The organism is Anaerobacillus sp. 63XJN7_4_ISO-PGPR-S23-413 (genome assembly GCF_056173725.1).
Genome location: NZ_CM149688.1, coordinates 3,685,316 through 3,709,869, shown reverse-complemented (window position 1 = coordinate 3,709,869; position 24,554 = coordinate 3,685,316). Strand labels below are relative to the sequence as shown.

The window sequence follows — 24,554 nt, the reverse complement described above, 5'->3', positions numbered from 1 at the left end:
GACAATGAATTTAAATAACATCCAGACCGAGCGTAGAAATCAAAACACACTGAACATTGATCAAATGACAACATATGAAGTTCTTAACATCATAAACGAGGAAGATCATGTTATACCAGACGCTATTAAAGAAACCCTACCAGTTATTGAACGTCTTGTTGATCGAATTGTAGATGGCTTTCAACATAATGGTCGCTTAATTTATGTTGGGGCAGGGACGAGTGGGAGACTTGGCGTTCTTGATGCCTCTGAATGCCCTCCAACGTTCGGAACGCCGTCAGATCAGGTGATTGGTGTGATCGCGGGTGGCGATAAAGCTCTTCAATATGCGCTTGAAGGTGCTGAGGATGATGAAGAGCAGGCTGTCTTAGACATGAAAGAGCTGTCGCTTACGAAGGAAGACGTGATCGTAGGGATTGCAGCTAGTGGACGCACACCTTATACGGTAGCTGCAATGGCTTATGCCAAAGAAATTGGTGCAACGGTTGGAGCGGTTACGTGTAGTGAAAATACAAAGATGGAAGAAGTGGCTCACCACAGCATCGTTGCGAATGTTGGACCAGAAGTTGTCACTGGATCGACGCGGATGAAAGCGGGGACAGCCCAGAAGCTTGTATTAAATATGTTAACGACTGCTTCGATGATTAAAATTGGAAAAGTTTATAGCAATTTGATGGTTGATGTTGTACCAACAAATAGTAAACTTGTTCAGCGTGGTAAGAACATTGTTGCAGAAATTTCAGGTGTATCTGCTGAGGAGGCGGAGAAAGCTCTTGAAGAATACGGATCAACGAAAGGAGCGATTCTTTCGTTACTAACAGGATTAAAAGGAGAAATCGTTCATTCGACATTAGAAAGGTATGATGGGCATTTGCGAAAAGCGATTGAATCTGCTTTTGTGACAAGCTAAGGTAAGAATCGCTAAATAAGATATGCTAAAATGAAATGATTGAAAATCTATTCAGGTAAAGGTGGGCTAGGAATGAACGGAGGCCTGATCAGTATTCAGGAATCAATCACTTCATTAAAACCTTCAGAACGAAAAGTAGCGGAATATATCATTCATTATCCGGAAGAAGTAATCAACCTTTCCATTCAGAAACTCTCGAAACGAACAGAAGTGAGTGAAGCGACAATTATCCGCCTTGCTCGAACGCTGAACTACAAAGGGTTTCAAGAATTGAAGCTTCGAATCGCAGGTGATCTTGCAACGAAGCAGACGAGCAAATCTTATCAAGAAATATCGATTGATGGGACGGTGGATTCGTTTATTGAAAATGTATCAAACAATAATATTCAATCGATTAATGATACAATTTCTGTTCTATCAAAAGAGGAAGTAGAGAAAGCAATCACTGTTTTAAGTCGTGCGAGGAAAATTGCGCTGTATGGTATTGGAGCATCAGGATTAATTGCCCAGGATTTCAAACAAAAACTTTCTCGTATTAATCGCTGGTGTGAAGCTGCAGTCGATTATGATACACAAGGGACGATTAGCGCAAACCTCGGAGAAGCTGACGTCGTTTTCGGCATTTCTTATTCTGGCCAAACAAGAGACATTATTGAATCTCTGAAAATCGCAAAAGACAATGGTGCCACTGTGATTACCTTAACCAAATACGGTACAAATCCAGTTTCTGACCTCGCTGATATTAAGCTTTTCACAAGCTCTCTTGAAAAGAGCATTCGAAGTGGTGCGATGAGCTCACGTATTTCCCAACTGAACGTCATTGATATTCTATATGTTGGCATGACCAGTCGAAACTACGATGAGAGCGTTGCTGCACTTGAGCGAACGCGAAAAGCAGTTGAGGTTGTGAAGAAGCATGTATGATTTTGATGCTTACTTAAAAAAATTAATTGACGAAAAGGAGCTCCCTGGCGCTGTTCTTCATGTTCAACATAAAGGGAGCACTGTTTTTCATCAAGCTTACGGTCGTTTTCAAGACAGGATACAACAATCTCACACCATGAATATCACAACGCTTTTTGATATAGCCTCCCTAACAAAAGTGGTGGCAACCCTTCCTTCTATCTTATGGCTGATCGACAACACGTCAGTTGAATTAAATCACACCATTCAAACCTACATCCCAGAATTGAACCATTCAGATATCACGATTCACCAAGCACTTACACATACAACAGGCTTACCTGCAGACATTGATCCGCCTATCAAAAGAGACGAAAAGCGGTTGATTTTGCAAGAAGTTGTCAACGCAGATCTTATCCATCAACCAGGGAGCGTTGTGCAGTATAGTGATCTAGGCATGATTTTACTTGGAGAAGTAATAGAGCGTGTGAGCGGCGTGGATTTACCTACCTTCACGAATACTAAACTCTTCAAGCCATGGGGGTTAACGAAAACGATGTTCAATCCTCCGCAACACCAGGGAATTGCTGCAACAGAATGGCATTACGATCATTACGTTCAGGGGGAGGTGCATGACGAGAAAGCGCTCCACCTAGGCGGAGCAAGCGGAAGTGCAGGTGTATTTTCTACAGCTAAAAATGTCGGAAAATTCGGTCGATATTTTCTGTATCCAGAAACGCAGCAGGTGCTGTCACCAGAGACGATTAGGAATGCTAGAAAGCATGTGATACAAAATCGTGGGCTTGGCTTTGAGGTTTGGAACGGAGAAGGAAAGGCATTATCATGTGGAAGGGGGTGGTCAGAAGGAAGCTTCGGCCACACGGGGTTTACTGGTACTAGTTTATGGATTGATCCTAAAGAAGAGCTGATCGTCACTTTTTTAACGAATATCGTGCATTACGGAAGAAACCACAACATGAGACAGATTAGACCTCATCTTCATTCTTTGATTCATGACTCTTTTACTAATTAAATGAGGGGGAAATATTATGGATAAAATGAAAGTGTTTACTTTTTCTGGTTTTCTAGCGTTGATTCTTGTTCTATCTGCGTGTAGCTCAGAAAGTGGTGGGAATTCGGGAGACTCTGAAGCAAGTGAAGATAGCGTTACGATAACGATCGGAAGCTGGAGAACAGAAGACAAAGCAAGCTATCAAAAAATGATTGATGCTTTTAATGAAGAAAATCCGGATATTAACGTGGAATTCAAACCTTCAAAGAATACGGAGTATAACACGATCTTAAATACGGCCCTTCAAAGTGGGGAAGGTCCTGATATCATTCACCTTCGCCCTTATACACCGGGCATCGAGCTTGCGGATGCTGGATACCTTGAGCCGCTAGATGATCTGGAAGGACTAGATCAATATCCAGAGGAAACCCTTGCTGCTTCGAAAGGATCGGATGATAAGCAGTACGGTGTGCCGCTAAATATGAGCACGACGCAAATGTTCTACAACAAGAAAATGTTTGAAGAAATGGGTCTTGAAGAACCGCAAACGTGGGAAGAGTTCATGACGCTAAATGAAAAAATAAAGAAGGAAGGTACTACACCGATCGCTCTTGGAACAAAGGAAGGGTGGCTCTTATCATTATCGCACGGAATTATTGGTCCAGCTCACTATGGTGGTAATGAATTTGTTGATCAAATTACAGCTGGTGAGACGGATTTTACAAGTGATGAATTTCAGAGTTCGATTGACGCGATGGATGAACTGAAAGAATACTTCCCAGAAAATTACGAAGGTCTTGGAATGGAAGATATTCGTACGATGTTCTTTACAGGTGATGCAGCGATGTTCCCACTTGGAAGCTGGGAAATTGAAGTGCTACGTGAAATGAATCCTGATCTTGAACTTGGCTTCTTCCCAATGCCGTCTGCTGTAGGAAAAGAACCTACGATTACAACTTGGGTAGATGGATCTTATGCAATCAATGCAAGCTCGGAGCATAAAGATGCCGCGAAGAAATTTCTTCAGTTTATGACAACAGAAGAGTTTGGCACGATGTTCACAGAAGAATTTAAAATGATCAGCGCAATCCCTGGTATTGAGTCGGAAGATGAACTTGTCAATGCGCTTGGAAAAGCAGCAGAAGAACAGTCAACACCGTACATGATGCTCGTTCATTTCGCTGGTGGAAATCCTTCCACAAAAGCGACGATCGAAACAGAGCTTCAGGGGATGTATCTTGGCGAACGTACACCAGAGGAAGTAGCAAAGACTATTCAAGAAAGCGCACAGTCCTGGTATGAGCCACTACAGTAATAAGGGGCGGACAATATGAAACTAGCTACAAATTCAATCGTGAAAATCAAAAAAGAAAGGAACTGGAAAAGGTGGACCATTCACCTTTTCCCGATTCCTGCCCTGATTATATATGGACTTTTCATTGTTTATCCTTTGTTTGCAGCCTTAACCTACAGCTTTTTTGATTGGAAAGGAATTGTACGTGGGGAGTTCGTGGGGCTGAAAAATTTTAAAGATCTGTTTACGCTGGAGCCTTTTTCGGGACTGTTTTGGGGCGCATTTGGCCATAACATTCTTTATTTTGTACTACAGATGATTTTCCAGAACGGCCTTGCTTTTGTACTTGCCTATATTATTTATAAAAAAGTGAAGGGATCGGAATTTCTTAAAATTGCTTATTTCCTGCCGCGACTTCTATCCGTCATCGTTGTCGGTTTTCTCTGGAAGCTGATTCTAAATCCTAACTACGGTGCACTGAATGTGATTCTTGAAAAGCTCGGTTTGGAACAGCTTCAAAAAGCGTGGCTTGGTGATCCAGATACAGCTTTGATTTCTATTATTCTCGTTAACTGCTGGTATGGTATTGGGTTCGGTGTCCTTATTTTTCTTGCCGGTCTTCAGTCGATCCCGAAAGAACTGTTCGAAGCAGGCAAGCTTGATGGCGCAGATGGTTTGTCGATGATACGTAAAATCGTGCTTCCGTTAATGGTTCCTTCGTTCATGATTATGACAGTCCTCACATTTATTCAGTCATTTGAAGCGTTTGAACTCGTCTACGCGATGCAGGGATCGCAGGGAGAACCTTACCATTCTACTGATACGCTTGCGATTTACTTTTATCGTCTCGCATTCGGAGGTTCTGCAGGAGGATCGACAACGGCAGTCGGATTAGGATCAGCACTTGCGGTGGTGCTCTTTCTCTTTATCTCATTCTTTACCGCACTCTATTTACGCTATATGCAGAAAAAACAAGTGGACATGTAAGGAGGCGATACTATGAACCATACGATTTGGACGAGACCGTTTTACTATGTATTTGCTTTTCTCATCGCATCCATTAGCATCTATCCAATTCTATTAATGATCCTCTCTTCCTTTAAAACAAGCGCAGAGATTTTCACAAGTCCACTCTCATTCCCGAAGACGTTCACGCTTGATACGTATCGGAATTTACTAGAGATTATACCGTTTACAACGTATTTCATGAATAGCGTGTTTGTGAGCGTCGTTTCTGTTCTATTAATTTTGATTACCTCGTCACTTGCAGCCTTCTATATCGCACGCTTCACGTTTGTATGGAATAACATCATCTTCTTTTTCTTCTTAATGGGAATGATGCTTCCGATCAAACTAGGCATTGTGCCGCTGTTTATTTTAATGAAAGATCTTAATCTACTAAACTCGCTCTGGTCACTGATCTTTATGTATGTTGCCACGGGAATACCACTGTCGATTTTGATTTTGACTGGATTCTTTCGAACGATGCCTCGTGAACTAGAAGAAGCTGCACGTATTGATGGAGCTGGAAACCTTCGTATTTTATGGAGTGTTGTGCTACCACTGATGAGACCGGCGCTTGGAACCGTGATGATCATCCAATTTATCCAAGCCTGGAACGATTTTTTCTTCCCACTTATTTTTATTACCGATGACATGAAAAAGACAATCCCAGTTGGCATGCTTTCCTTATTTGGCGAATACTCTGCAGATTGGGGATCCCTTTTTGCAGGTCTGACCCTTGCGTCACTTCCGATGATTGTCCTGTTCTTCATCGCATCAAAACAATTTATGGAAGGACTTACTCAAGGTGCAATTAAATAAGCGATTCTACATTGGCATAGACGGCGGAGGAACGAAAACTCTTGGGTTATTGTGCAATCAAAATGGAGTGATTTTAGCTAAAAGTACGGCAGGTTCGACAAATCTAAAATCTCGCGCAGAACAAGAGGTGCGATCTGCCATTCATCACGTGATTACAGAATTAACGTCGGGATTAAAAGATGGAAAGCTTGCAGGAATCTTTGTTTCAACGGCGGGTGGTGACCGAGAAGAGGATCAGAAGCGCTGGGAAAGATGGCTGAGGGAAAGGCTTCCGAGTTTTGAAGGGATTCTCAAGGTTAAGAACGATGCTTACGGTGCGCTTGCAAGCGGTACATTTTCGATGGAAGGGACCGTTCTCATTGCGGGTACTGGTTCGATTTCCTATTCGATTGATGCAAATGGTTCCCGTCGTGTGGGAGGCTGGGGCTATTTGTTTGGTGATGAAGGAAGCGGCTACGATATTGGGCGGAAGGCGCTCCGGACAGTTGCGATGATGCATGATGGAAGAATGATGTTGGACGAAGCTTTTTGTAGTAACATCCTTTCCTTCTTACAGGTAAACGGTGCGCCTGAAATAATTACGGCGATTTATGAGGATTCCTATGCGCGTATGAAAATCGCTTCTGTTGCTGAGAACGTCATCGAGCTTGCTGAGCGACAAAATCAAACGGCGTTGAAGATCGTTCAGAGAGCTTGTGAAAGTTTGAGTGAATTAGTTCGTGCTATCGAGATTAGGGGCAATCAACTTGTGATTTGCGGAGGGCTAATGCAATCCTCCTTCTTTCGAAATGGGTTTCTTGAAGAATTGAAAACAAGAGGGGTAAGCGATGTGTATTACCCTAACTTATCTCCAGCTGTAGGGGCATGCATTTGTGCACTGCTTTGTTGTGGCGTACCGATCGTAGACGAACGAAAAGTAAATCTGATGTCGTCTCATCACGTAATGGACGGCTAAACTAGGGGAGAGATGACGTTGACAGATGTGAATGAGATGAAGACAGAAATGCGAAATGCTAAATCGGAAAATCTGCACCAATTTTCAACGCTTCAAATAATCGAACTGATGAACGAAGAGGATGGGAGCGTAGCCGGAATTGTAAAAACCGCCCTTCCCGAGATTGAGAAAGTGGTTGGTCAAGCTATTGCTGTGATGAAAAAAGGCGGAAAGCTCTTTTATTTTGGAGCTGGTACGAGCGGGCGTCTCGGCGTGTTAGATGCTTCTGAGTGCCCGCCGACATTTGGTGTTGCGGCTGACCTAGTGAATGGGGTAATTGCTGGAGGAGACCGAGCGCTCAGGTATCCAATCGAGGGGGCCGAAGATAGTCGGGAAACGGGGGGAGAGGATATAAGGAAGCATGTAAGTGCACACGATTTGGTTATCGGTATTGCTTCAAGCGGAAGAACCCCTTATGTGCTTGGCGCTATCGAAGAAGCGAATAAAATGGGTGTAGTGACAGCAGGGATTTCGTGTAATACAGGCGCATCGCTTTCAAAAATGGTTACATATCCGATTGAATTACCAGTAGGTCCCGAAGTGGTGACAGGTTCAACTCGACTAAAAGCAGGAACAGCACAGAAGATGGTATTAAATATGATTACGACAGCATCGATGATCAAGCTTGGGAAGGTCTATCGTAATTTAATGGTGAACGTTCAAGCATCGAATGAAAAGCTACGGAAGCGAACAGTTTCGATTATTCAGGAGTTAACGAGAGTGAGTGAAGCAGAAGCTGAACGCTACAGTGAACAGGCAGGAGGTGATGCGCGGGTAGCGGTGCTGATGATTTTGCGGAGAGTTGATGCGGATCGAGCGAGGCAACTGCTTGAGGAGAAGGATGGGGATTTTGTGGCTGCGATGGAGGGGTGAAGATAGGTAAGGGGTCAGGTGCGTTACCGGTGACGTACCTGACCCCTATTAAATACATCTGTTTTCTCAACAAAGACACATCGCATTCTTTCTATTAAAACAGCCCCTGCGGAGTTACCGCAGGGGCTGTAAATATTTATTACATCATTAAGTCCGCTGGTGAGTCATCAAAGTAGAGCCAGTGAAAATATTCTACTTCCGCATCAGACATTCTCAGAACTTCTTCTCTGTTCATTGTCGTTTTGTCGCACAAAAGATCAATAAATTGGTTTCGTGCTTGCTGGCTCATTGTAAATCCTCCCTGTATTTTAAGCGGCAATTCCTGTTTGGTAACCGCTTTCAATTTGTTAATTTTATTATACATCTCACAATGAGATGATTCAAATACCAAAATGAGATATATTGCAGGGAACCGATGTGAAATTGCTATGAAAGTGAGCGGAAGTTCGGGGAATAAGAGTAATAAAGAGAATGTATGTTCTTGTTTTTTGGATTTGGCTTGAAAAAAATGTGTATTTTGGTTGTTTCCTCCTTTTAAACAAACTGGATGAAGTGATCTTTATTCTAGAAGAGATGGTTAGAATCAAAATTAGAGATGGATTTAGAAGGAGATTTGTTCCCTCTGCAGGAGTTTTTTCCTATTCAATGGAAGTAGAGAAGATGTAGAAAGGGAGTGTGGATGATGGAAATAGAAATTGGAAGTGCCAAGAAACAAAAGAAATTGGAAGAAAGCCTTTATGATTTTACTTTTGTTGGTGATCCCCAACTTTCACCGGATGGGAGCTACGTTGTTTATGTAAAGAAAGTAATAAATGAGAACAAAGAATATACTTCAAATTTAGTCATAGTAAATCGCGATACTGAAATTGAGCATGATTGGACATATGCTTCTGGGGAGAAAAAAGATCACTCTCCGCGCTGGTCGCCTGATGGGAAGACGATTGCTTTCGTTTCGAATCGATCAGGAGAAAATCAAATATGGCTTATCTCAACTGATGGTGGCGAAGCGCGACAACTATCTGATTTTAAAAGTGGTGTTTCCGCTCCTGTTTGGAAACCCGATGGTTCTTCGCTACTTGTTTTAAGTAAGGATACAAAAGAGAAAGAAGAAGGACGTAAGCCTCTCGTTGTGACTGACTTACGCTATAAAGCAGACAGCAGTGGTTTGCTTGACAATCACCATATGCAAGTTGTCTTGATCGAGGTAACCTCAGGTGAAAAGAGAATAGAATGGCTAACAGATGCACCATTTAATCATTCTAGCCCTAACTGGTCACCGGATGGACAATCCATTGTATATGTGAGAGATCGATATGAAGAACAGGGGTCCTACATGCGAGCCGACATCTTTATTCAGGGTCTGAATGAAGGATCAGAGCCTGATCAGTTAAATCGTGAGGGTGGGAGCTTTAGCACACCGAACTGGTCACCAGATGGGAAGAAGCTCTCATTCATTGGGCATAACTTTGAGCATGAAGGAGCTACGTTGAATAAAATCTGGACTGTTGACATAGCGAAGAAAGAGTTTACTTGTTTAACAGAGGAGGTTGATTTAGAGTGTTCGGATGTATTGATTTCAGATATGCACTGGGGAGGCGCTTCTCCTGGTGCGATGTGGAGCCAAAATGGAGATGGACTCTATTTCCTTGCTAGTAAAGAAGGAAACACTGGTGTTTATTTCGTCGGAGAAGATTGCACGGTTCGACAAATAGCGGGTGGTGACAGGCACCATTATGCATTTCACTACTTGCCAGGCGCGAATGAAGCGGCTGTTGCAATTAGCGATCCACTTAACATTGGCGATATTTATACGCTTTCGTTTCATGGAGATCGGGTAAATGAACTGTGTTTGTCTCAATCAAATGCTGACGTTCTCGAATGCCTGGATCTCTCGACACCAGAAATGTTTACATACGCTGGGAAAGACGGTTTGGAGATTCAGGGCTGGCTCATGAAGCCAAAGGATTTTAAGGAAGATCAGGAACATCCCCTTATTCTTGAAATTCACGGTGGACCACATATGATGTATGGTAATTCATTTATGCACGAATTTCAGCTTCTTGCAGCAAAAGGATATGTTGTCCTTTATACGAATCCACGTGGTAGTCAGGGATATGGACAAGAGTTTGTGAATGGTTGCCGAGGAGATTATGGTGGGGGTGATTATGAGGATTTGATGGCGGGTGTTGATGCCGCTTTGAACAAGTATTCCTTTATTGATGAAGCTCAACTTTTCGTGACGGGAGGAAGCTACGGTGGCTTTATGACGAACTGGATTGTTGGGAAAACCGATCGATTCAAAGCAGCGGTTACCCAGCGCTCCATTTCGAATTGGCAGAGTTTCTATGGCGTTAGTGACATCGGATACTTTTTCACAAAGTGGGAAGTTGGAAGTGATTTAGATGAAAACCCTGCTAAGCTATGGCATCATTCACCGCTTAAGTATGTGGACCAAATCGAAACCCCACTTTTAATTCTTCATAGCGAAAATGATTACAGGTGCCCTATAGAGCAAGGAGAACAGTTATATGTGGCTTTAAAGCATCGTGGGAAGGAAACGATGTTTGTAAGATTCCCAGATTCTGATCATAATTTATCAAGAAGCGGTCATCCAGAACTACGAGTGGAACGACTTAAGCATCTAGGAAACTGGTTCGACAATTACCTAGAAGGAAGACAATAAGAAATCTTTCGACAAATAGCGGGCGGTGACAGGCACTTTTTGAGATCTTCCCTTGACGCCCTTCGAGAAAGATACTATACTATTGAAAATAGTTAAATAATATTGAAAACTCTTATCAAGAGTGGCAGAGGGACTGGCCCTGTGACGCCCAGCAACCATCTCAGTTCGTGAGAAAGGTGCTAATTCCAGCAGACGAGCAATCGTTTGAAAGATGAGAGAGAGTTCAGCGCTGCTGATAATGATGAAATGATACAACTCTCTCTGTACTTTACAGAGGGAGTTTTTTTATTGGGAGGGGATTTTAGCAGATCGAAGCACTTTTGCGCTTTTATATTTTAGCGCTAAAACGCTTTACATTACTATATGAACTTTAAAGGAGATTGAGAAATGAAGAAATCATTGTATTTATTAGGTGCACTTATTTTAGTCTTTTTGGCAGGTTGTTCTGGAAATGAGGCTTCTGGAGATTCAGAAGATGGCCCACTGAAGGTAGGGGTAACGGCTGGTCCGCATGAAGATGTGATGAACAAGGTGAAGGAAATCGCAGCGGAAGACGGGTTTGAAATTGAAGTGATTGCGTTTAATGATTATGTGATGCCAAATACAGCCCTTGATGAAGGGGAATTGGATGCGAACGTATTTCAGCATGAACCTTATTTGAATGATTATGTAAAAGAAAGAGGACTCGAGCTTTCCAAGGTAGCAACTACGATTACTTTCCCAATGGGAATTTATTCTGACAAATATAAGAGTCTTGATGAATTGCAAGAAGGCGACAAAGTTGGCTTGCCTAACCATTCAACAGGTGAACCTAGAGCGCTAATGTTGTTTGAGCAAGCTGGCATTATTGAGTTGAAAGATGGCGTTGGTGTTAAAGCAACGATCAAAGATATTGAGAAGAACCCTTATAATCTCGAATTTGTTCCATTAGAAGCTTCACAAATTCCAAGACAGCTTGGTGAGCTTGCGATTGCAGCAATTAATACGAACTTTGCAATGGAAAGTGGACGCGTACCGAAAGAAGATTCTCTTGAAATGGAACCCGAAGATTCCCCGTGGGTGAACGTGATTGCAACACAAACAGAGAACAAAGATGATGAACGTATTCAAAAGCTAGTGAACTACTATCAATCAGATGAAGTGAAGCAATTTATCCAGGACGAATTTAACGGTTCTGTTGTTGCATCCTGGTAATTCGAAAGAGGAGTGAGCACGATGATTCGATTAGAAAATATAACGAAAACGTATAAAAGCGGTGAGACGATTACGAAGGCGGTTGATGATGTTTCCATAGAAGTTGAGAAAGGAAGCATCTATGGCGTCATCGGTTATAGTGGTGCTGGAAAGAGCACGCTTGTCCGAATGGTGAATCTTCTGGAGCGACCGACAGATGGAAAGGTATTTATCAATGACATTGAGCTCACTTCTTTGTCTACTGGAAAGCTTCAAAAAACAAGACAGCGCATCGGGATGATTTTTCAGTCTTTTAATTTATTGAAAACAGGCACTGTGTATCAAAACATTGCCATTCCGCTGAAGCTTACGGGTCTTCGTAAAAAAGAGATTGAAGCGCGAGTTGATAAATATTTAGGTATCGTTGGGTTATCGGATAAGCGGGATGCTTATCCTTCCCAGCTATCAGGTGGTCAGAAGCAGCGTGTGGCGATTGCCCGTGCGCTTGCTCATGAACCTGAAGTGCTACTGTGCGATGAGGCAACGAGTGCCCTTGACCCAGATACGACAGAATCAATCCTATCTTTATTGGAACAAATCAATCGTGATTTTGGAATCACGATTTTACTCATTACGCATGAAATGCACGTTGTCCAGAAAATATGTCATGAAGTGGCTGTGATGGAGAACGGGAAGGTGATTGAACAGGGGCGAGTGATCGATATCTTTAGTAAGCCTGCTACAACGACGGCCAAACGATTTGTTCAGTCGTTATTCCAGGATGAGCTTCCAGAGTCGCTTGTGTCTCGATTGAAAGAGCGTGGTCAGATCGTGAATCTTTCATTTATTGGGGAGAAATCAGGTAGTCCCGCTCTTGCGCTTGTTAGTAAGAAGTTCGACGTGTATCCGTCCATTTTAGCAGGGAACATTACACAACTGAAGGATCAGCCTTTTGGTAGGCTAGTCGTTCATTTAGATGGGGAAGCGGAAGAGACGGCTCGGGCCGTTGCGTTTTTAGAGGAAAGTGGCGTCGTAGTAGAAGGCTATGTTCAGGAGGTGGAAGCTCATGTCAGCTAAGGTATCGGAGTTTATTGATCTTTGGGGTGCAGACATTTGGAACGCGATTATTGAAACATTTCAAATGGTTGGGATCTCACTACTGATTTCAGTGTTGATTGGGCTCCCGCTTGGTGTGCTACTTGTTTTAACTAGACCTGAAAAAGCATTAGAAAATAAAGTTCTTTTCCGCATATTAAATGCGGCTATAAACGTGATCAGGTCGATTCCATTTATCATTTTACTGTTTTTCATTTTACCTTTTACAAAAATGATTGCAGGTACAACAATTGGAGTAAAAGGTGTGATTGTGCCGCTCGTTGTCTTTACGGCGCCGTATATCGCAAGGTTGATGGAGTCCGCTCTTCTTGAGGTCGATCGTGGAGTAGTAGAAGCCTATGAAGCAATGGGGGTAAAAACCAGACACATTATCTGGCATGTTCTTGTAAGGGAGTCTCGTTCATCGATCGTTCTTGGATTAACGATTGCGACAATTGGACTGATTGGGGCAACGGCAATGGCTGGGCTCGTTGGAGCAGGTGGGCTTGGTGATCTCGCTTATCGATACGGTCATTTGCGATATGAAGTCGATGTGATGTACGTTACGGTATTTCTCCTTATTGTCCTTGTTCAGGGACTCCAATCGTTTGGGAATGTTCTCTCCGCTCGTTTGAAGAAGGATTAAGTTAAAAGAAAATCTTTTTATTTCATTGTCATTAGCAGGTGTGTCTTCAATAAATGAACTTCATGATCAGTTTGTTCATCAGATTTAGGAGGAAGAAAAGATGGAATCAATTCAGGTAAGAGCAACGCCAGGACATTATGAATGTCGATCAGGTATCCTTCAAGAATTACCACGATTGCTTAAGGATGGGCAGTTTCAAAAAGTGTTTGTGATTTCTGGACATCAATCTTGGGGAGCAGCTCAGGGTTATTTTCCAGATCTATCTGCCTTTCATGTAGCTTATTCTACGTACAGTGGTGAATGTTCAGAAACGGAAATTAAAAGACAGTCTGAATTAGCCAATATTCACGGTGCCGATTTGATACTCGGTGTAGGTGGTGGAAAGGTTCTGGATGTAGCGAAAGCGGTTGGTAATGAAGTAAACAAAGATGTGGCTCTTGTGCCAACGCTCGCGTCTACTTGTGCCGCAACGACGCCACTTAGTGTGAAGTATTCAGACGAGGGAGAGTTTATTGAGTATACTATTTTTCCAAGAAGTACATATCTTGTTCTTGTAGAGCCTGAAATTCTTGTGCAGTCACCAATCGCTTATTTGAAAGCAGGTATTGGTGATACGCTGGCCAAATGGTATGAAGCGAGAGCACTCATTGAGGAACTGCCTTCAACGCCAATTCCCATAAAACTAGCGTATGAAGTAGCAAGAAGCTGCCGTGATGTCCTTGTAGCAGACGGAGAAAAAGCGGTTAGGGATCAACAGAATGGTCGTTTGAGTGATGCGTTTATCCGGGTGATTGAAACAAATCTTTTATCAGGAGGAATGGTAGGAGGTCTTGGCGATCGCTATGGTCGGATTGCAGCGGCACACTCCATTCATAACGGTTTAACACACTTATCTGAAGCTCATTCGTTTCTTCACGGTGAGAAAGTAGCTTATGGCATACTTGTGCAACTTGTACTAGAAGGTGAGTGGGAAGAGGTGAGAGGTTTATTTGCCTATTATAAAGAAATAGGTTTGCCCCTCTCGTTAGAGTCAATTGGCATTGAACCAACAAATGTGGAGAGCATAGGTCAAGTTATCGCAGAATACGCTACGAGAGATGGGGAGTCCATTCATTTCCCTTCAGGTCATGTGACGAAAAATGATGTAGTGGAAGCAATTCTTGGATTAGAAGCATTACAAGTTACGTTAAGTTGATTAGGCATATCTAGTGAGAAAAAAAGTCCCCTGGAAGTTACTGTTCAACTTCTAGGGGGCTAAATATGATAGATGGATTTTGCGAGTAGATCAAGATGGCGATTGCGATGTTCCTTCCATTGACATTGTTGATCAGCACCTGGTTGAAAATAGTTCTTGATGAGTAATAAGATCATTGAAATGTTCCCCTCCGATTCAACGAATGTGTTGGTTAGCGCCTATTAATAATTTCCTGTTCAAGAACGTAAATGTTCTCCATGTCCAGCACCTCCTTGTTTCTCTCTTTCCTTGTTAATTACAGTCTACGCCGTATGCTTATCAAATAAACCAGTCACCAGTTCGGTTTTCAACTCATACTTAAGATGGAGATTTCCTAAGCCTTTTCCTCCATTCGACAAATAGCGGGGAGTGACAGGCACCAGCGCTTGACAGTGCCACAAATTGGTAGTATTTTAGATTAATGCCGACTAAACTTATATGGATTATAAAGTTTTGGTTTTATAGAGAAAATAAAAGGGGGAAATAGCGTGGATACATTTTTAGTCATTGTGAATATTGCCATTTTACTTGTTCTTATTGGTGTTTTAATTAAGATGCAACAGAAACATGTGTCTTTTAGTAAGCGTGTGTTTGCTGGTTTAGGATTTGGGGTTGTGTTAGGTGTTTACTTGCAAGCTGTCTTCGGAGCTAGCTCAGAGATTGTGAGTCAAACATCAGATTGGTATAGCATTGTAGGGAGCGGATATGTACGCCTTCTAATGATGATTGTTATACCCCTTGTCATGGTTTCGATCATTCAATCGATTACGAACCTTGAGAAGACTTCAGAGCTTGGCAAAATGTCAGGCTGGATTATTGGAATTCTTGTATCAACCGCAATGGTTGCAGCGATTGTTGGTGTAGGTAGCTCGCTCGTCTTTGATTTAAATGCAGAGCAAATTGAAGCAGGGCAAGCGGAACAGGATCGTGGAAGCTATCTAGAAGAAACGCTTGGTAGTGTGAAAGATATGAGTACGCCAGATAAAATTCTTGCGTTTATCCCTGCAAATCCGTTTGAAGATATGACAGGAGCTCGCCCGACCTCAACGATTGCCGTTGTTATATTCTCAGCTATTGTTGGAATCGCGGCACTAGGTGTACGTCGTAAAAATCCAGAGCAAGCAGCCATCTTTACGAAAGGTGTGAATGCTGTCTATGCGATCGTTATGAGAATCGTCACACTAGTTCTTCGGTTAACTCCATTCGGGATTATGGGCTTGATGGCAACTACCGTCGCTCAAACGAACGTAGGCGGTATTCTCGAACTCGGGAAATTCGTTCTTGCATCCTATTTAGCACTGCTTGTGATGTTTATCATTCATTTGATTTTGGTTGCGACAGGTGGATTAAATCCACTAACATATTTGAAGAAGGTATTACCTGTTCTTACGTTTGCCTTCACTTCTCGTTCAAGTGCAGGGACAATTCCTTTGAATATTTCCACTCAGAAAAATAGCCTTGGTGTTGATGAAGGAACAGCGAACATGTCTGCATCCTTTGGTGCAACGATTGGCCAAAATGGTTGCGCGGGAATTTATCCAGCGATGCTCGCAGTTATGATTGCGCCAACGGTAGGTATTGATCCGCTCAGTCCTGGCTTTTTAATCCAACTTGTCTTAATCGTTGGCATTAGTTCGTTTGGTGTGGCTGGAGTGGGAGGCGGAGCGACATTTGCTGCGTTAATCGTTCTTTCTTCTATGAACCTACCCGTTTACTTAGCCGGTCTTCTCATTTCTGTTGAGCCACTCATTGATATGGGGCGGACGGCGTTAAATGTGAATGGTGCGATGACCTCAGGTACACTCACATCACGAATTCTTGGCAAGTTGAACCACGATAAGTTCAATGATTCAAATGCTGTTGAAAAAGATATTGCCGTTTAACTAACGGATGAAGCCCGCTTTCCATAGAAGGCGGGCTTTTTTTTATGAGAAGAATAACTCGATTGACATAGTGCATCGTCATAACCCGGTCAGTTTGTTGTTAGGAATTTTTCCATGTGAAGGAAGTGCAACCACCACCGTCGAAAAAGATAAAGGTACAAACGGTCAGGGGGAGAAGCGTATGTATGGGATCAGATTACTCATCGTGGTTTTGATAATGTTGATGGCCGCTTCATGTTCGTCTAAGGCTACAACCGTTCATCATGAAAAAACAGATACCGTTCATTTAGTTCCTGAGGGGTTTGAGGGGAAATTGATCGTGATTTACAACGTGGAAGGCGCTCCGAAATTAAAACAAGAAAAAGGATTTACAGTTATTCCCTATAGCGAAGACGGTACGTATTTAACTTCAACGGAAGATATGAAATACGGGGCAGTAACGGATGAATTTTATTACGTGGATCAAAAAGACAAACGTACTGAAATTGATACAAGCTGTACGTATTTGTTCCCAAATAGCGGAATCACTATAGAAGATCGCCGCCTCCTTTATAATGCTTTTTATTTAACAGAGTCACACTGTAGTGAAGATTTTCATGGTAAAGGTCCTGAAAATGAAGGGAATCGAAACATTCTCGCTAGCGTAGAGGAGAAGTTAAAGAAAGAGGGGATTTTAGAGTAAGGTTCTTTAAATTGAGACATATCGAGGATTCAAGCTTTTCACAAGAAAGTAAACCACACACTTGAACAGCATAAAAAATGACGGCGCATAAGGGCCGTCATTTTTTATGCTGTTCTTTCCCAAATACGCTCCACCTTCATTAACTCTTCTCCTTGAAAGGTGAGGCAATAGACATCAGGCATATCGAGATTTTCCCAAAAGTGTCTATCGTACTGATCATCGAAATGACTCATCATGAGAACCATTAAATTCCCATGAGTACCAATCACTACGCTTTTTCCTTTGTATGTTTTTAGTACGTTTTGTAGGGCGCTCACTCCTCGGCTACGAGCGAGTTCGTTGGATTCACCACCAGGGTAGCTAAACGTTTCATCTTGCCAAACAGCGTCGATCGCGGATTGAAAATCATCAACAGGTTGTCCAGCAAGTGTTCGCTCTTTAAATGCTTCTATAACTTGAATGTCTATCGAGTGATGTTTTGCGATGGCTTCAACTGTATGAATCGCTCGATTATAAGGGCTAGAAAGCACAACATCAATTTGTTTTTCTTTCATTAGATGTGTAAGGCTCTTTTCATCCCTGTTGCCCTTCGGTGATAATCCTCGTCCGTATTCATCAGGTGTATAAGAAGAATGAGCATGACGTACAAGATAAATTTTCGTTTCATTCATTTAGCGCTTCACCTCTTTAAAGGAGCGGGGGTCAGGTCCGCACCTGACCCCCGCTCTTCCATTATTTCCTCTCAAGCATAATACGCGTTAGCTGCGTGCGGTTCTTTACACCAGTTTTCTCATAAATTCGACTTAAATGCTTTTTGATAGTCACTTCGCTTAAGGAGAGTTCAGCAGCAAGATTAGCATTTGAGTATCCTTGGATGACGAGTGTAACAACTTCTTCTTCACGCGGAGTAAACTGAAATGGATGGTGTGGTGTTTCGGTTAGATTTACGCCGAGCGCCTGGGCGAATGTTTCAAGGTACTGGGAAAGACGAGCGTTTCTTAAATCAAGTTCATAAGTCCTGGAAGGTCGGTCTGGACCATAGTCAAAATGCATTGCCTCGTGTACTTCGCTGAAACGGAACTGCTCTAATAAATCTTGATAAAAAGGAAGCGGTGTCGATGCAACGAGAATTCCTTCTGTTAGAACAAGAGGCAGAAGATGATACAAAAGTGCCTGGCGATCTTCCATTTGACTCACATTTTTAACACCGAGGTATCGAATGACCCACCCTGCCGGCTTATCCTGAGACAAAATACTTTTTTCTTCTGCAGAAGACAGCCTCTTAAAATAACTTCTTGTAACAGGGCTTTGCTGTAGCTTCTTAAGCGTGCTGGACTGGATTGGAATAAGAAACGCGATTCCAATGACTTTTCCACCACGGTGACGTAGCAGTTTCACATGCTGAATCCCTACAGACTCAATCATTTCCTTCGTTATATAGGCTGATTGCTTATCACGGCTCTTTGGAACATGTTGCTGAAAACCCTTGGTACTTTGATCATCATCAAACAACGCTTCATTCATCGTGGGAGGACTCTTCAAATAAGGTAGGACCACGTCCCAATCGTCTGAGCTAGCAGATGTCATGCTATAAGTAGAGAGCGTGTCATGATCAAATAAAGAAGCACGCATCATTGGTTCACCAAGCAAGTAGAAGAATTCGCTAATTTCGGTGGAATCCATGACACGGTCATGCTTAAAAAAGGATCGACAATAGAGCAGGGCGCGTTTCCATAATTGATGATAATACGTGGGTTTTCTTCTACGCAGGTCGTCTCTCATTGCCCGTTGAAAAAGAGTGTTAAGCTGCCACCCTGACTCTGTTTCCTCAAAAAATGAAAGGGATACGAGTGCTTCAAAATCTTTTCGCGAGATCGTTTGATCCAGCATTACTTCAAGCTTTTCCTGTTGAATGTAGTGACCAATCGACGCCACTTCTATGTAGGGAAGGAGGCGATCATCTTCAAGTTCACTTAGCCATTCTTGGACGACGGTTCTATAAATTTTCTGCTCATCCTTTTCATTCCATTCCTGCGTCTCGTTTAGTTTCTGAACGCAAAGCGATAATGCATAGGGATTACCAATTGAAAATTGCCAGGCTAACTTAGTGAGCTCTGGTTTAAGAGTGCGAAAGGCAGAATCATACTGTCCGATGCTGAAACCTTTTAATTCAATGGAAGTAATGAACGGATACCAGATCGATGCCCTCCAGGATTCCCTGAGCTTTTTACGTCCGCAAAAAATAAGAATGCTTGAAGAGGGAAGAGATGGAAGGAAAGATTGTCTAAACCATTCATCTAATTTCTCAAAGCGTTCATAGGAGTCAATGGCTATGACGAAACGAATTCCTTGTTGTTCAAGATGTTGAATATGCATATTAATTGCCTCAAGAGGCGAAATGTATAGGTTAGATGCTCCCATTTGCTCCAATAGTAATTGGAGAAAAGCGGATGGTTCAGCCTTTGAATACTGTGCGTTTACAAGGTAGAAAACAATATCTCTGTCTGACGCTTCCTTTTGATAATGCGTCATTAGCTCACTTTTTCCTGTCCCGGGCTGTCCATATACGGATAGAATGCTGCTACCGTTTTGATCTAGCAAACGAGAAAATACGGCTAACTCTTTTTCTCTCGTAATATTAAACGGAAAAGCCTTCGACTGAATTTGTTCTTGATTGGGGTTATCTGGAAGGTTCATCCTTATCACACTCCACTGAAAAAGTACTCGATTTTTGTCTAAGTAGTATACTTTCGTATACTACCCTCCAATTCCTTCTTTTGATAAAATTAATTTAAACAATATTCAGAATTTACAAAATAAGGGAGGTATCGCAGTGGAAACAGGGAATAACCCTGAAAAAATGGGCCAAACCCCTCGCAAAACATCGAGTGGTATGGAGGAAAATGTCGCAGGACTGTTGACCTATGTGCTGGGGTTCGTGACAGGTATTATTTTCTTGTTGATTGAAAAGGAAAACAAGTTTGTGCGTTTTCATGCCATGCAGTCGATCGTTGTGTTCGGAACATTATTTGTCGCAAGTCTTGTTATGAATGTGATTCCAATTATAGGATCGCTTGTCTCTCTTCTTATATTGCCACCGCTAAGCTTAATTGTTTGGATTGTCTTAATGGTAAAAGCTTATCAGGGACAGATGTATAAGCTACCGATTGGTGGTGAATTTGCAGAGAAACAGCTAGAGAAAATCAAATAATAAAAACCGCATTCCTCTATTATGGGAGGAGTGCGGTTTTTGTCTTACTTACTTATTTATTTCTTTGTTGTGAGTTCTTGATCCACAACTTGTTTTAAATAGTTCATCACATCTTTTTGGAGATCTGGACGATTAAGGGCAAAATCAACTGTTGCTTTTATGAATCCAAATTTATCACCAACGTCATAACGCTGACCTTCGAACTCATGAGCAAAGACTGCTTGCTGCTCATTTAGCACCTTAATCGCATCTGTAAGCTGAATTTCTCCGCCTGCACCTTTAGGTAGGTTCTCAAGAATGGAGAAGATTTCAGGAGTTAAGATATAACGTCCAAGAATGGCATAATTAGAAGGTGCCTCTTCAAGGGATGGTTTCTCAACGAGTGACTTAATTGGAATAATGCCGTTGTCAATTTGTTCTCCCTTAGGAGAGATGATTCCGTATTTAGAAACAGCATCGTCAGCCACTTGTTGAACACCTACGATTGAAGTGCGGTAACGATTGTAGCTATCCATTAGCTGGCCGATACATGGTTGGTCTGATTTTACAATGTCATCACCAAGGAGAACAGCGAAAGGTTCATTGCCGATAAAGCGGCTAGCACAATTAATGGCATGCCCAAGTCCTTTAGGTTCTTTTTGACGAATGTAGTGAATGTTAGCGAGATTAGAAATTTGTTGTACTTCTTTTAACATCTTGTCTTTTTGCTTCTTGATAAGCGTTTCTTCGAGCTCATATGATTTATCGAAATGATCTTCAATAGCACGCTTTCCGCGACCGCTAACGATGATAATGTCTTCAATTCCAGCAGCGACAGCCTCTTCTACAATATATTGAATCGTTGGCTTGTCCACGATTGGTAGCATTTCTTTTGGCTGTGCCTTAGTTGCTGGTAAGAACCTTGTTCCAAGACCAGCGGCAGGTATAATCGCCTTTCTAACTCTCATGTTGAATCCTCCCAGTAACTAATTGTTTTCAAAATCCCAATAAGTGCTTACTAATATTAACATATATCATGACTATTTTCCTGCATTTTCATAATGAAAAGACATGACGATAGGAAGACTTCACTCGAATTAGCCTAAAATCAAGAATCAACAATTTAAGCTAACGTAGCTTTCCAAATAAGAAGCCATTCTTCATTATCGTTAGCCTCCATAACAGATTTTTCGACAGCGATAGTCGGTATCCTTCTCATTTGGGTAATGTTATGATAAAGCATAACGAAATAACGCTTTCCTTTGTATTTATTGGGTCTTGTTTGCTTTTATTGACCTTTACTTCTCATTTCTTCATTGTTTTTAATTACATCTAAAAGGGTAATGTAGGTTAACTATGTATAAGTCTGTTTAAGCATAAAATGGATCATTTTTTTCAACGATAGAATCTCCTATTCCCATAGCAATCAAAAAGTATGTGCCGGATTTAGATTGCATAGGTCACTAAAGTACGTGATTCTAACTAAGCATCCATTTATTGCAAGTGATTGTAGGGCCACAATCTTAATGAGAGTGACGAAGGATGTCAGTATGTTAATTAAGACGTAAATGCATTATGAAATATTAAAATACTGCTCATTTCAAACTCGCTTTTCTGCGATAAGTCTTTGTTTATTCTTAGAAAACGACAGCAATGGCCAATGATTGTTCACACAATTGAAAGAAAATAAATTACTTTTCCCTTATTTTTACAATGATTCTTTAACCTGTATCATGTATACTTAAATATTAGATTGAAAAGGTTTATGTAAGTCTCTTAGATTAAAAGAGAGATAAGGCGAAGTTGTGAAGGGATGAAAAGAAATGAAAGAATTGTTCTTTTCCGTGCTTCTCGTCGTGAAGAATGAAGAGAGGTATATACGAAAGTTGCTGGAAGGTGTCTTGCAACAGGAGTTTCCTCAAGATTCATATGAAATTCTAGTAGTAGATGGAATGTCGTCCGATCGAACGAAGGATATTATAGAAGATGTTAGTAGTAAGAACCCGGGAAGAATACGGTTGTTTGAAAATCCGAAAGAGACGTTGCCGACAGGATGGAATCTTGCCATTCAAAACGCGAAGGGGCAATACATTCTTCGAGTAGATGGTCATACTATGATTCCAACTAATTTCCTTACGAGTTATTACGACTTAACTCAGCGTCAGCCAGATATGGACTGCGTTGGTGGAGTCATTCGAACAGAAGGAAAAGGGTTCTGGGGAACGATTAATGCTTATGTTTACTCACATCCTATGGGCGTTGGGAACTCTATGTTCCGCATCACAAAGAGCTCTAGCAAATGGGAAGGGCGAGTAGATACCGTGCCCTATGGCGCTTACAAACGTGAAGTGTTCCAGAAAGCCGGATTATTCAACGAAAACTTAAGAAGAAGTGAAGATATTGAATTTCATGCGAGAGTACGGAATCAGGGTGGCAAGTTTTATTTATCAAGCGAAATTGCTTCCACTTACTACGCAAGAGATAGTCTGAAAGCATTTGTTCAGAAATCCTATGCAGATGGAAAATGGGGTATTATTGCATCGAGAAGTACTCGAGGTGTGATGAGATTCCGACAGCTTGCTCCGTTAATAGCATTTCTAACTGGAACAGGTCTTGGAATTGGAGCGCTATTTAACAATGGGTTTCTAATCAGCTTAATCACGCTCGTTACTATTTATATGATGATGATCGGCATTTCTTCGCTAGGAGTTATTAAAAAACATGGTTTCCGCGCTTATTTCCCAACTGTGATGCAGTTCTTTTTGCTTCACTTTACGAGAGGACTTGGACTAGTAGGCGGATACTTTAGCAAACAATACTGGAAGGTGAAGACCGGTCATGAAAAATGGGCAAGAATTACTACCGACCACATTTCTTGATAATGAGACGATCCTTGCATATCGTAAGCAGTCTCAAACATTAAGTTACAAAGAAGACCTGTGGTCATGGTACGTACTGCGTCGAATTTCGATTTACCTTACAATTCTTTTTTGTAAGATGCGTATAAAACCAAATACGATAAGCTGGATGAGTGTATTCTTCATTCTCATTTCAGGCTTATCACTTGTGATCGCTACACCACTATCCATTATACTTGCGGCGCTCTTCTACAATCTCGGTTATCTACTTGATTGTGTAGATGGTGAAGTTGCTCGCATTACGAAGCAAACGTCGTCGAAAGGTTATTATATTGATATTATTATCCAAGCAGCTGCTCTACCTGTCTTTTTATCGATGGTTTTAACGGTATTAAGACAAGCTGGAATGCTAGATGTTAGTATTCTCGAAATGGTTCTTGTTTATGCGACGTTTGTTGCGATTATTATGGCATTACTCGTTCCGATTGCTTATCAATTAACGAAGCTGACGATGTCACAATCAACCACTCAAGATCCTGTTAATTCGATTCGAGATGGATCATTATTCTTTGATATTGTAGCTGTTCTGCTCGGTCTACCTGGTTTCTTTGTAGCTGTCGTTGTTATCATCATTGTTGAACAACTAACAGGAGTAGATCTGCTACTTTACTATATATCCTTTTTCCTTGCCATGCTTGTATTAAAGACAGGCCTACGGGTCTTCATTACATCACGTTCATTTGATAAAAGCTAATATTCAATATAAATCCATTATAAATCATAATGAACTCGCGTGATGTTAAGTGTTATTAAAGATTGTAAATTGTATGTTAATTCACGTCTCGTAAAAATTATTAAACACTACTAACTGGAGGGGTCGAAATGAAGAAGGTTTTGACTTACGGTACATTTGATTTATTGCATTGGGGCCACATTAATATATTGAAGAGAGCGAAAGATCTTGGTGATTATCTTATTGTAGCTATTTCAACAGATGAATTTAATGAAATTAAAAATAAAAAAGCATATCATAGCTATGAAAATCGCAAAATGATATTAGAAGCAATTCGCTATGTTGATGAAGTGATTCCAGAAGAACACTGGGAGCAAAAAGTAGATGACGTAAAAAATCACGATGTAGACATCTTTGTGATGGGTGATGATTGGGAAGGGAAATTTGATTTCTTGAAAGATCATTGTGAAGTCATTTATCTTCCTCGCACAGCGGGAATTTCGACATCGAAAATCAAGAAAGAGCTACTTGTATCTAACGGATAAGCAATTGTAGAAAGAAAGAATA

General features: G+C 41.6%; 23 protein-coding genes and 1 riboswitch. Of the genes, 19 read left to right on the top strand and 4 right to left on the bottom strand.

The features are described 5' to 3' along the window. The first annotated feature begins 4 nt into the window (after nt 1-4). The 8 genes from murQ (AC0VYO_RS19290) (at nt 5) to murQ (AC0VYO_RS19255) (ending at nt 7,810) form a co-directional block, all read left to right on the top strand. The gene (murQ, locus tag AC0VYO_RS19290) at nt 5-910 is read left to right on the top strand and encodes an N-acetylmuramic acid 6-phosphate etherase (protein WP_430243347.1); all 906 of its coding nucleotides are present in this window, start codon (nt 5-7) and stop codon (nt 908-910) included. Between the two features lie 72 nt (nt 911-982). Next, the gene (locus AC0VYO_RS19285; protein WP_283153521.1) at nt 983-1,834 is read left to right on the top strand and encodes a MurR/RpiR family transcriptional regulator; all 852 of its coding nucleotides are present in this window, start codon (nt 983-985) and stop codon (nt 1,832-1,834) included. After that, nucleotides 1,827-2,846, top strand: a complete 1,020-nt coding sequence (locus tag AC0VYO_RS19280) for a serine hydrolase domain-containing protein (protein ID WP_475368021.1) — start codon at nt 1,827-1,829, stop codon at nt 2,844-2,846. Before AC0VYO_RS19285 ends, AC0VYO_RS19280 begins: the two co-directional genes overlap by 8 nt. A 25-nt stretch (nt 2,847-2,871) precedes the next feature. Continuing rightward, on the top strand, nt 2,872-4,140 hold the full coding sequence (locus tag AC0VYO_RS19275; RefSeq protein ID WP_475369076.1) for an ABC transporter substrate-binding protein: 1,269 nt from the start codon (nt 2,872-2,874) through the stop codon (nt 4,138-4,140). A gap of 15 nt (nt 4,141-4,155) precedes the next feature. Continuing rightward, the gene (locus AC0VYO_RS19270) at nt 4,156-5,106 is read left to right on the top strand and encodes a carbohydrate ABC transporter permease (protein WP_475365932.1); all 951 of its coding nucleotides are present in this window, start codon (nt 4,156-4,158) and stop codon (nt 5,104-5,106) included. Between the two features lie 12 nt (nt 5,107-5,118). After that, entirely contained in the window at nt 5,119-5,943 is an 825-nt protein-coding gene (locus AC0VYO_RS19265) for a carbohydrate ABC transporter permease (RefSeq protein ID WP_475365931.1), read from the top strand. Further along, entirely contained in the window at nt 5,930-6,898 is a 969-nt protein-coding gene (locus tag AC0VYO_RS19260) for an N-acetylglucosamine kinase (RefSeq protein ID WP_475365930.1), read from the top strand. The genes AC0VYO_RS19265 and AC0VYO_RS19260 overlap by 14 nt, the downstream gene beginning before the upstream one ends. A gap of 12 nt (nt 6,899-6,910) precedes the next feature. Further along, entirely contained in the window at nt 6,911-7,810 is a 900-nt protein-coding gene (murQ, locus tag AC0VYO_RS19255) for an N-acetylmuramic acid 6-phosphate etherase (RefSeq protein WP_475368020.1), read from the top strand. A gap of 139 nt (nt 7,811-7,949) precedes the next feature. Here the strand turns inward: murQ (AC0VYO_RS19255) and AC0VYO_RS19250 are convergent, their stop codons facing one another. Continuing rightward, complete coding sequence (locus AC0VYO_RS19250; RefSeq protein WP_159785356.1) at nt 7,950-8,099, bottom strand: BH0509 family protein; 150 nt, start codon at nt 8,097-8,099, stop codon at nt 7,950-7,952. Nucleotides 8,100-8,492: 393 nt separating this feature from the next. Between AC0VYO_RS19250 and AC0VYO_RS19245 the strand changes: the two genes are divergently transcribed. The 7 genes from AC0VYO_RS19245 to AC0VYO_RS19215 all read left to right on the top strand — a co-directional run bounded on the left by AC0VYO_RS19245 (nt 8,493) and on the right by AC0VYO_RS19215 (nt 17,206). Then, a complete protein-coding gene (locus AC0VYO_RS19245) occupies nt 8,493-10,493 on the top strand; it encodes an alpha/beta hydrolase family protein (RefSeq protein WP_475365928.1) in 2,001 nt (666 codons plus the stop codon). A 109-nt stretch (nt 10,494-10,602) separates the two neighbouring features. Further along, a riboswitch (SAM riboswitch) is annotated at nt 10,603-10,711 on the top strand. 169 nt (nt 10,712-10,880) lie between these two features. After that, a complete protein-coding gene (locus tag AC0VYO_RS19240) occupies nt 10,881-11,687 on the top strand; it encodes a MetQ/NlpA family ABC transporter substrate-binding protein (protein ID WP_475365927.1) in 807 nt (268 codons plus the stop codon). 21 nt (nt 11,688-11,708) lie between these two features. Further along, nucleotides 11,709-12,743 (top strand): methionine ABC transporter ATP-binding protein, encoded by a 1,035-nt coding sequence (locus AC0VYO_RS19235; protein WP_194218642.1) that lies wholly within the window; start codon nt 11,709-11,711, stop codon nt 12,741-12,743. Beyond that, nucleotides 12,733-13,407: a methionine ABC transporter permease gene (locus AC0VYO_RS19230; RefSeq protein ID WP_194218643.1), complete on the top strand. Its 675-nt coding sequence runs from the start codon at nt 12,733-12,735 to the stop codon at nt 13,405-13,407. The genes AC0VYO_RS19235 and AC0VYO_RS19230 overlap by 11 nt, the downstream gene beginning before the upstream one ends. Before the next feature lie 100 nt (nt 13,408-13,507). Further along, nucleotides 13,508-14,602, top strand: coding sequence for an iron-containing alcohol dehydrogenase family protein (locus AC0VYO_RS19225; RefSeq protein ID WP_475368019.1), 1,095 nt, complete (start codon nt 13,508-13,510; stop codon nt 14,600-14,602). A gap of 527 nt (nt 14,603-15,129) precedes the next feature. Then, complete coding sequence (locus AC0VYO_RS19220; RefSeq protein WP_475368018.1) at nt 15,130-16,524, top strand: L-cystine transporter; 1,395 nt, start codon at nt 15,130-15,132, stop codon at nt 16,522-16,524. Nucleotides 16,525-16,705: 181 nt separating this feature from the next. Next, complete coding sequence (locus tag AC0VYO_RS19215) at nt 16,706-17,206, top strand: DUF6843 domain-containing protein (RefSeq protein ID WP_475368017.1); 501 nt, start codon at nt 16,706-16,708, stop codon at nt 17,204-17,206. A 104-nt stretch (nt 17,207-17,310) separates the two neighbouring features. Here the strand turns inward: AC0VYO_RS19215 and AC0VYO_RS19210 are convergent, their stop codons facing one another. Next, complete coding sequence (locus tag AC0VYO_RS19210; RefSeq protein WP_475368016.1) at nt 17,311-17,877, bottom strand: histidine phosphatase family protein; 567 nt, start codon at nt 17,875-17,877, stop codon at nt 17,311-17,313. Nucleotides 17,878-17,938: 61 nt separating this feature from the next. After that, on the bottom strand, nt 17,939-19,903 hold the full coding sequence (locus AC0VYO_RS19205) for a LuxR C-terminal-related transcriptional regulator (RefSeq protein WP_475368015.1): 1,965 nt from the start codon (nt 19,901-19,903) through the stop codon (nt 17,939-17,941). A gap of 136 nt (nt 19,904-20,039) precedes the next feature. Here AC0VYO_RS19205 and AC0VYO_RS19200 point away from each other — a divergent pair, with 136 nt between their 5' ends. Next, complete coding sequence (locus tag AC0VYO_RS19200; protein ID WP_430243373.1) at nt 20,040-20,417, top strand: DUF4870 domain-containing protein; 378 nt, start codon at nt 20,040-20,042, stop codon at nt 20,415-20,417. 56 nt (nt 20,418-20,473) lie between these two features. Here AC0VYO_RS19200 and galU read toward each other — a convergent pair whose 3' ends face one another. Next, nucleotides 20,474-21,364: a UTP--glucose-1-phosphate uridylyltransferase GalU gene (gene galU, locus AC0VYO_RS19195; RefSeq protein ID WP_303534280.1), complete on the bottom strand. Its 891-nt coding sequence runs from the start codon at nt 21,362-21,364 to the stop codon at nt 20,474-20,476. Between the two features lie 855 nt (nt 21,365-22,219). Between galU and AC0VYO_RS19190 the strand changes: the two genes are divergently transcribed. The 3 genes from AC0VYO_RS19190 (at nt 22,220) to tagD (ending at nt 24,532) form a co-directional block, all read left to right on the top strand. Continuing rightward, a complete protein-coding gene (locus AC0VYO_RS19190; RefSeq protein ID WP_430243374.1) occupies nt 22,220-23,275 on the top strand; it encodes a glycosyltransferase family 2 protein in 1,056 nt (351 codons plus the stop codon). Beyond that, nucleotides 23,235-24,008, top strand: a complete 774-nt coding sequence (locus AC0VYO_RS19185) for a CDP-alcohol phosphatidyltransferase family protein (RefSeq protein ID WP_475365922.1) — start codon at nt 23,235-23,237, stop codon at nt 24,006-24,008. The genes AC0VYO_RS19190 and AC0VYO_RS19185 overlap by 41 nt, the downstream gene beginning before the upstream one ends. A 128-nt stretch (nt 24,009-24,136) precedes the next feature. Next, a complete protein-coding gene (gene tagD, locus AC0VYO_RS19180; RefSeq protein WP_194218652.1) occupies nt 24,137-24,532 on the top strand; it encodes a glycerol-3-phosphate cytidylyltransferase in 396 nt (131 codons plus the stop codon). Nucleotides 24,533-24,554 lie beyond the last annotated feature (22 nt).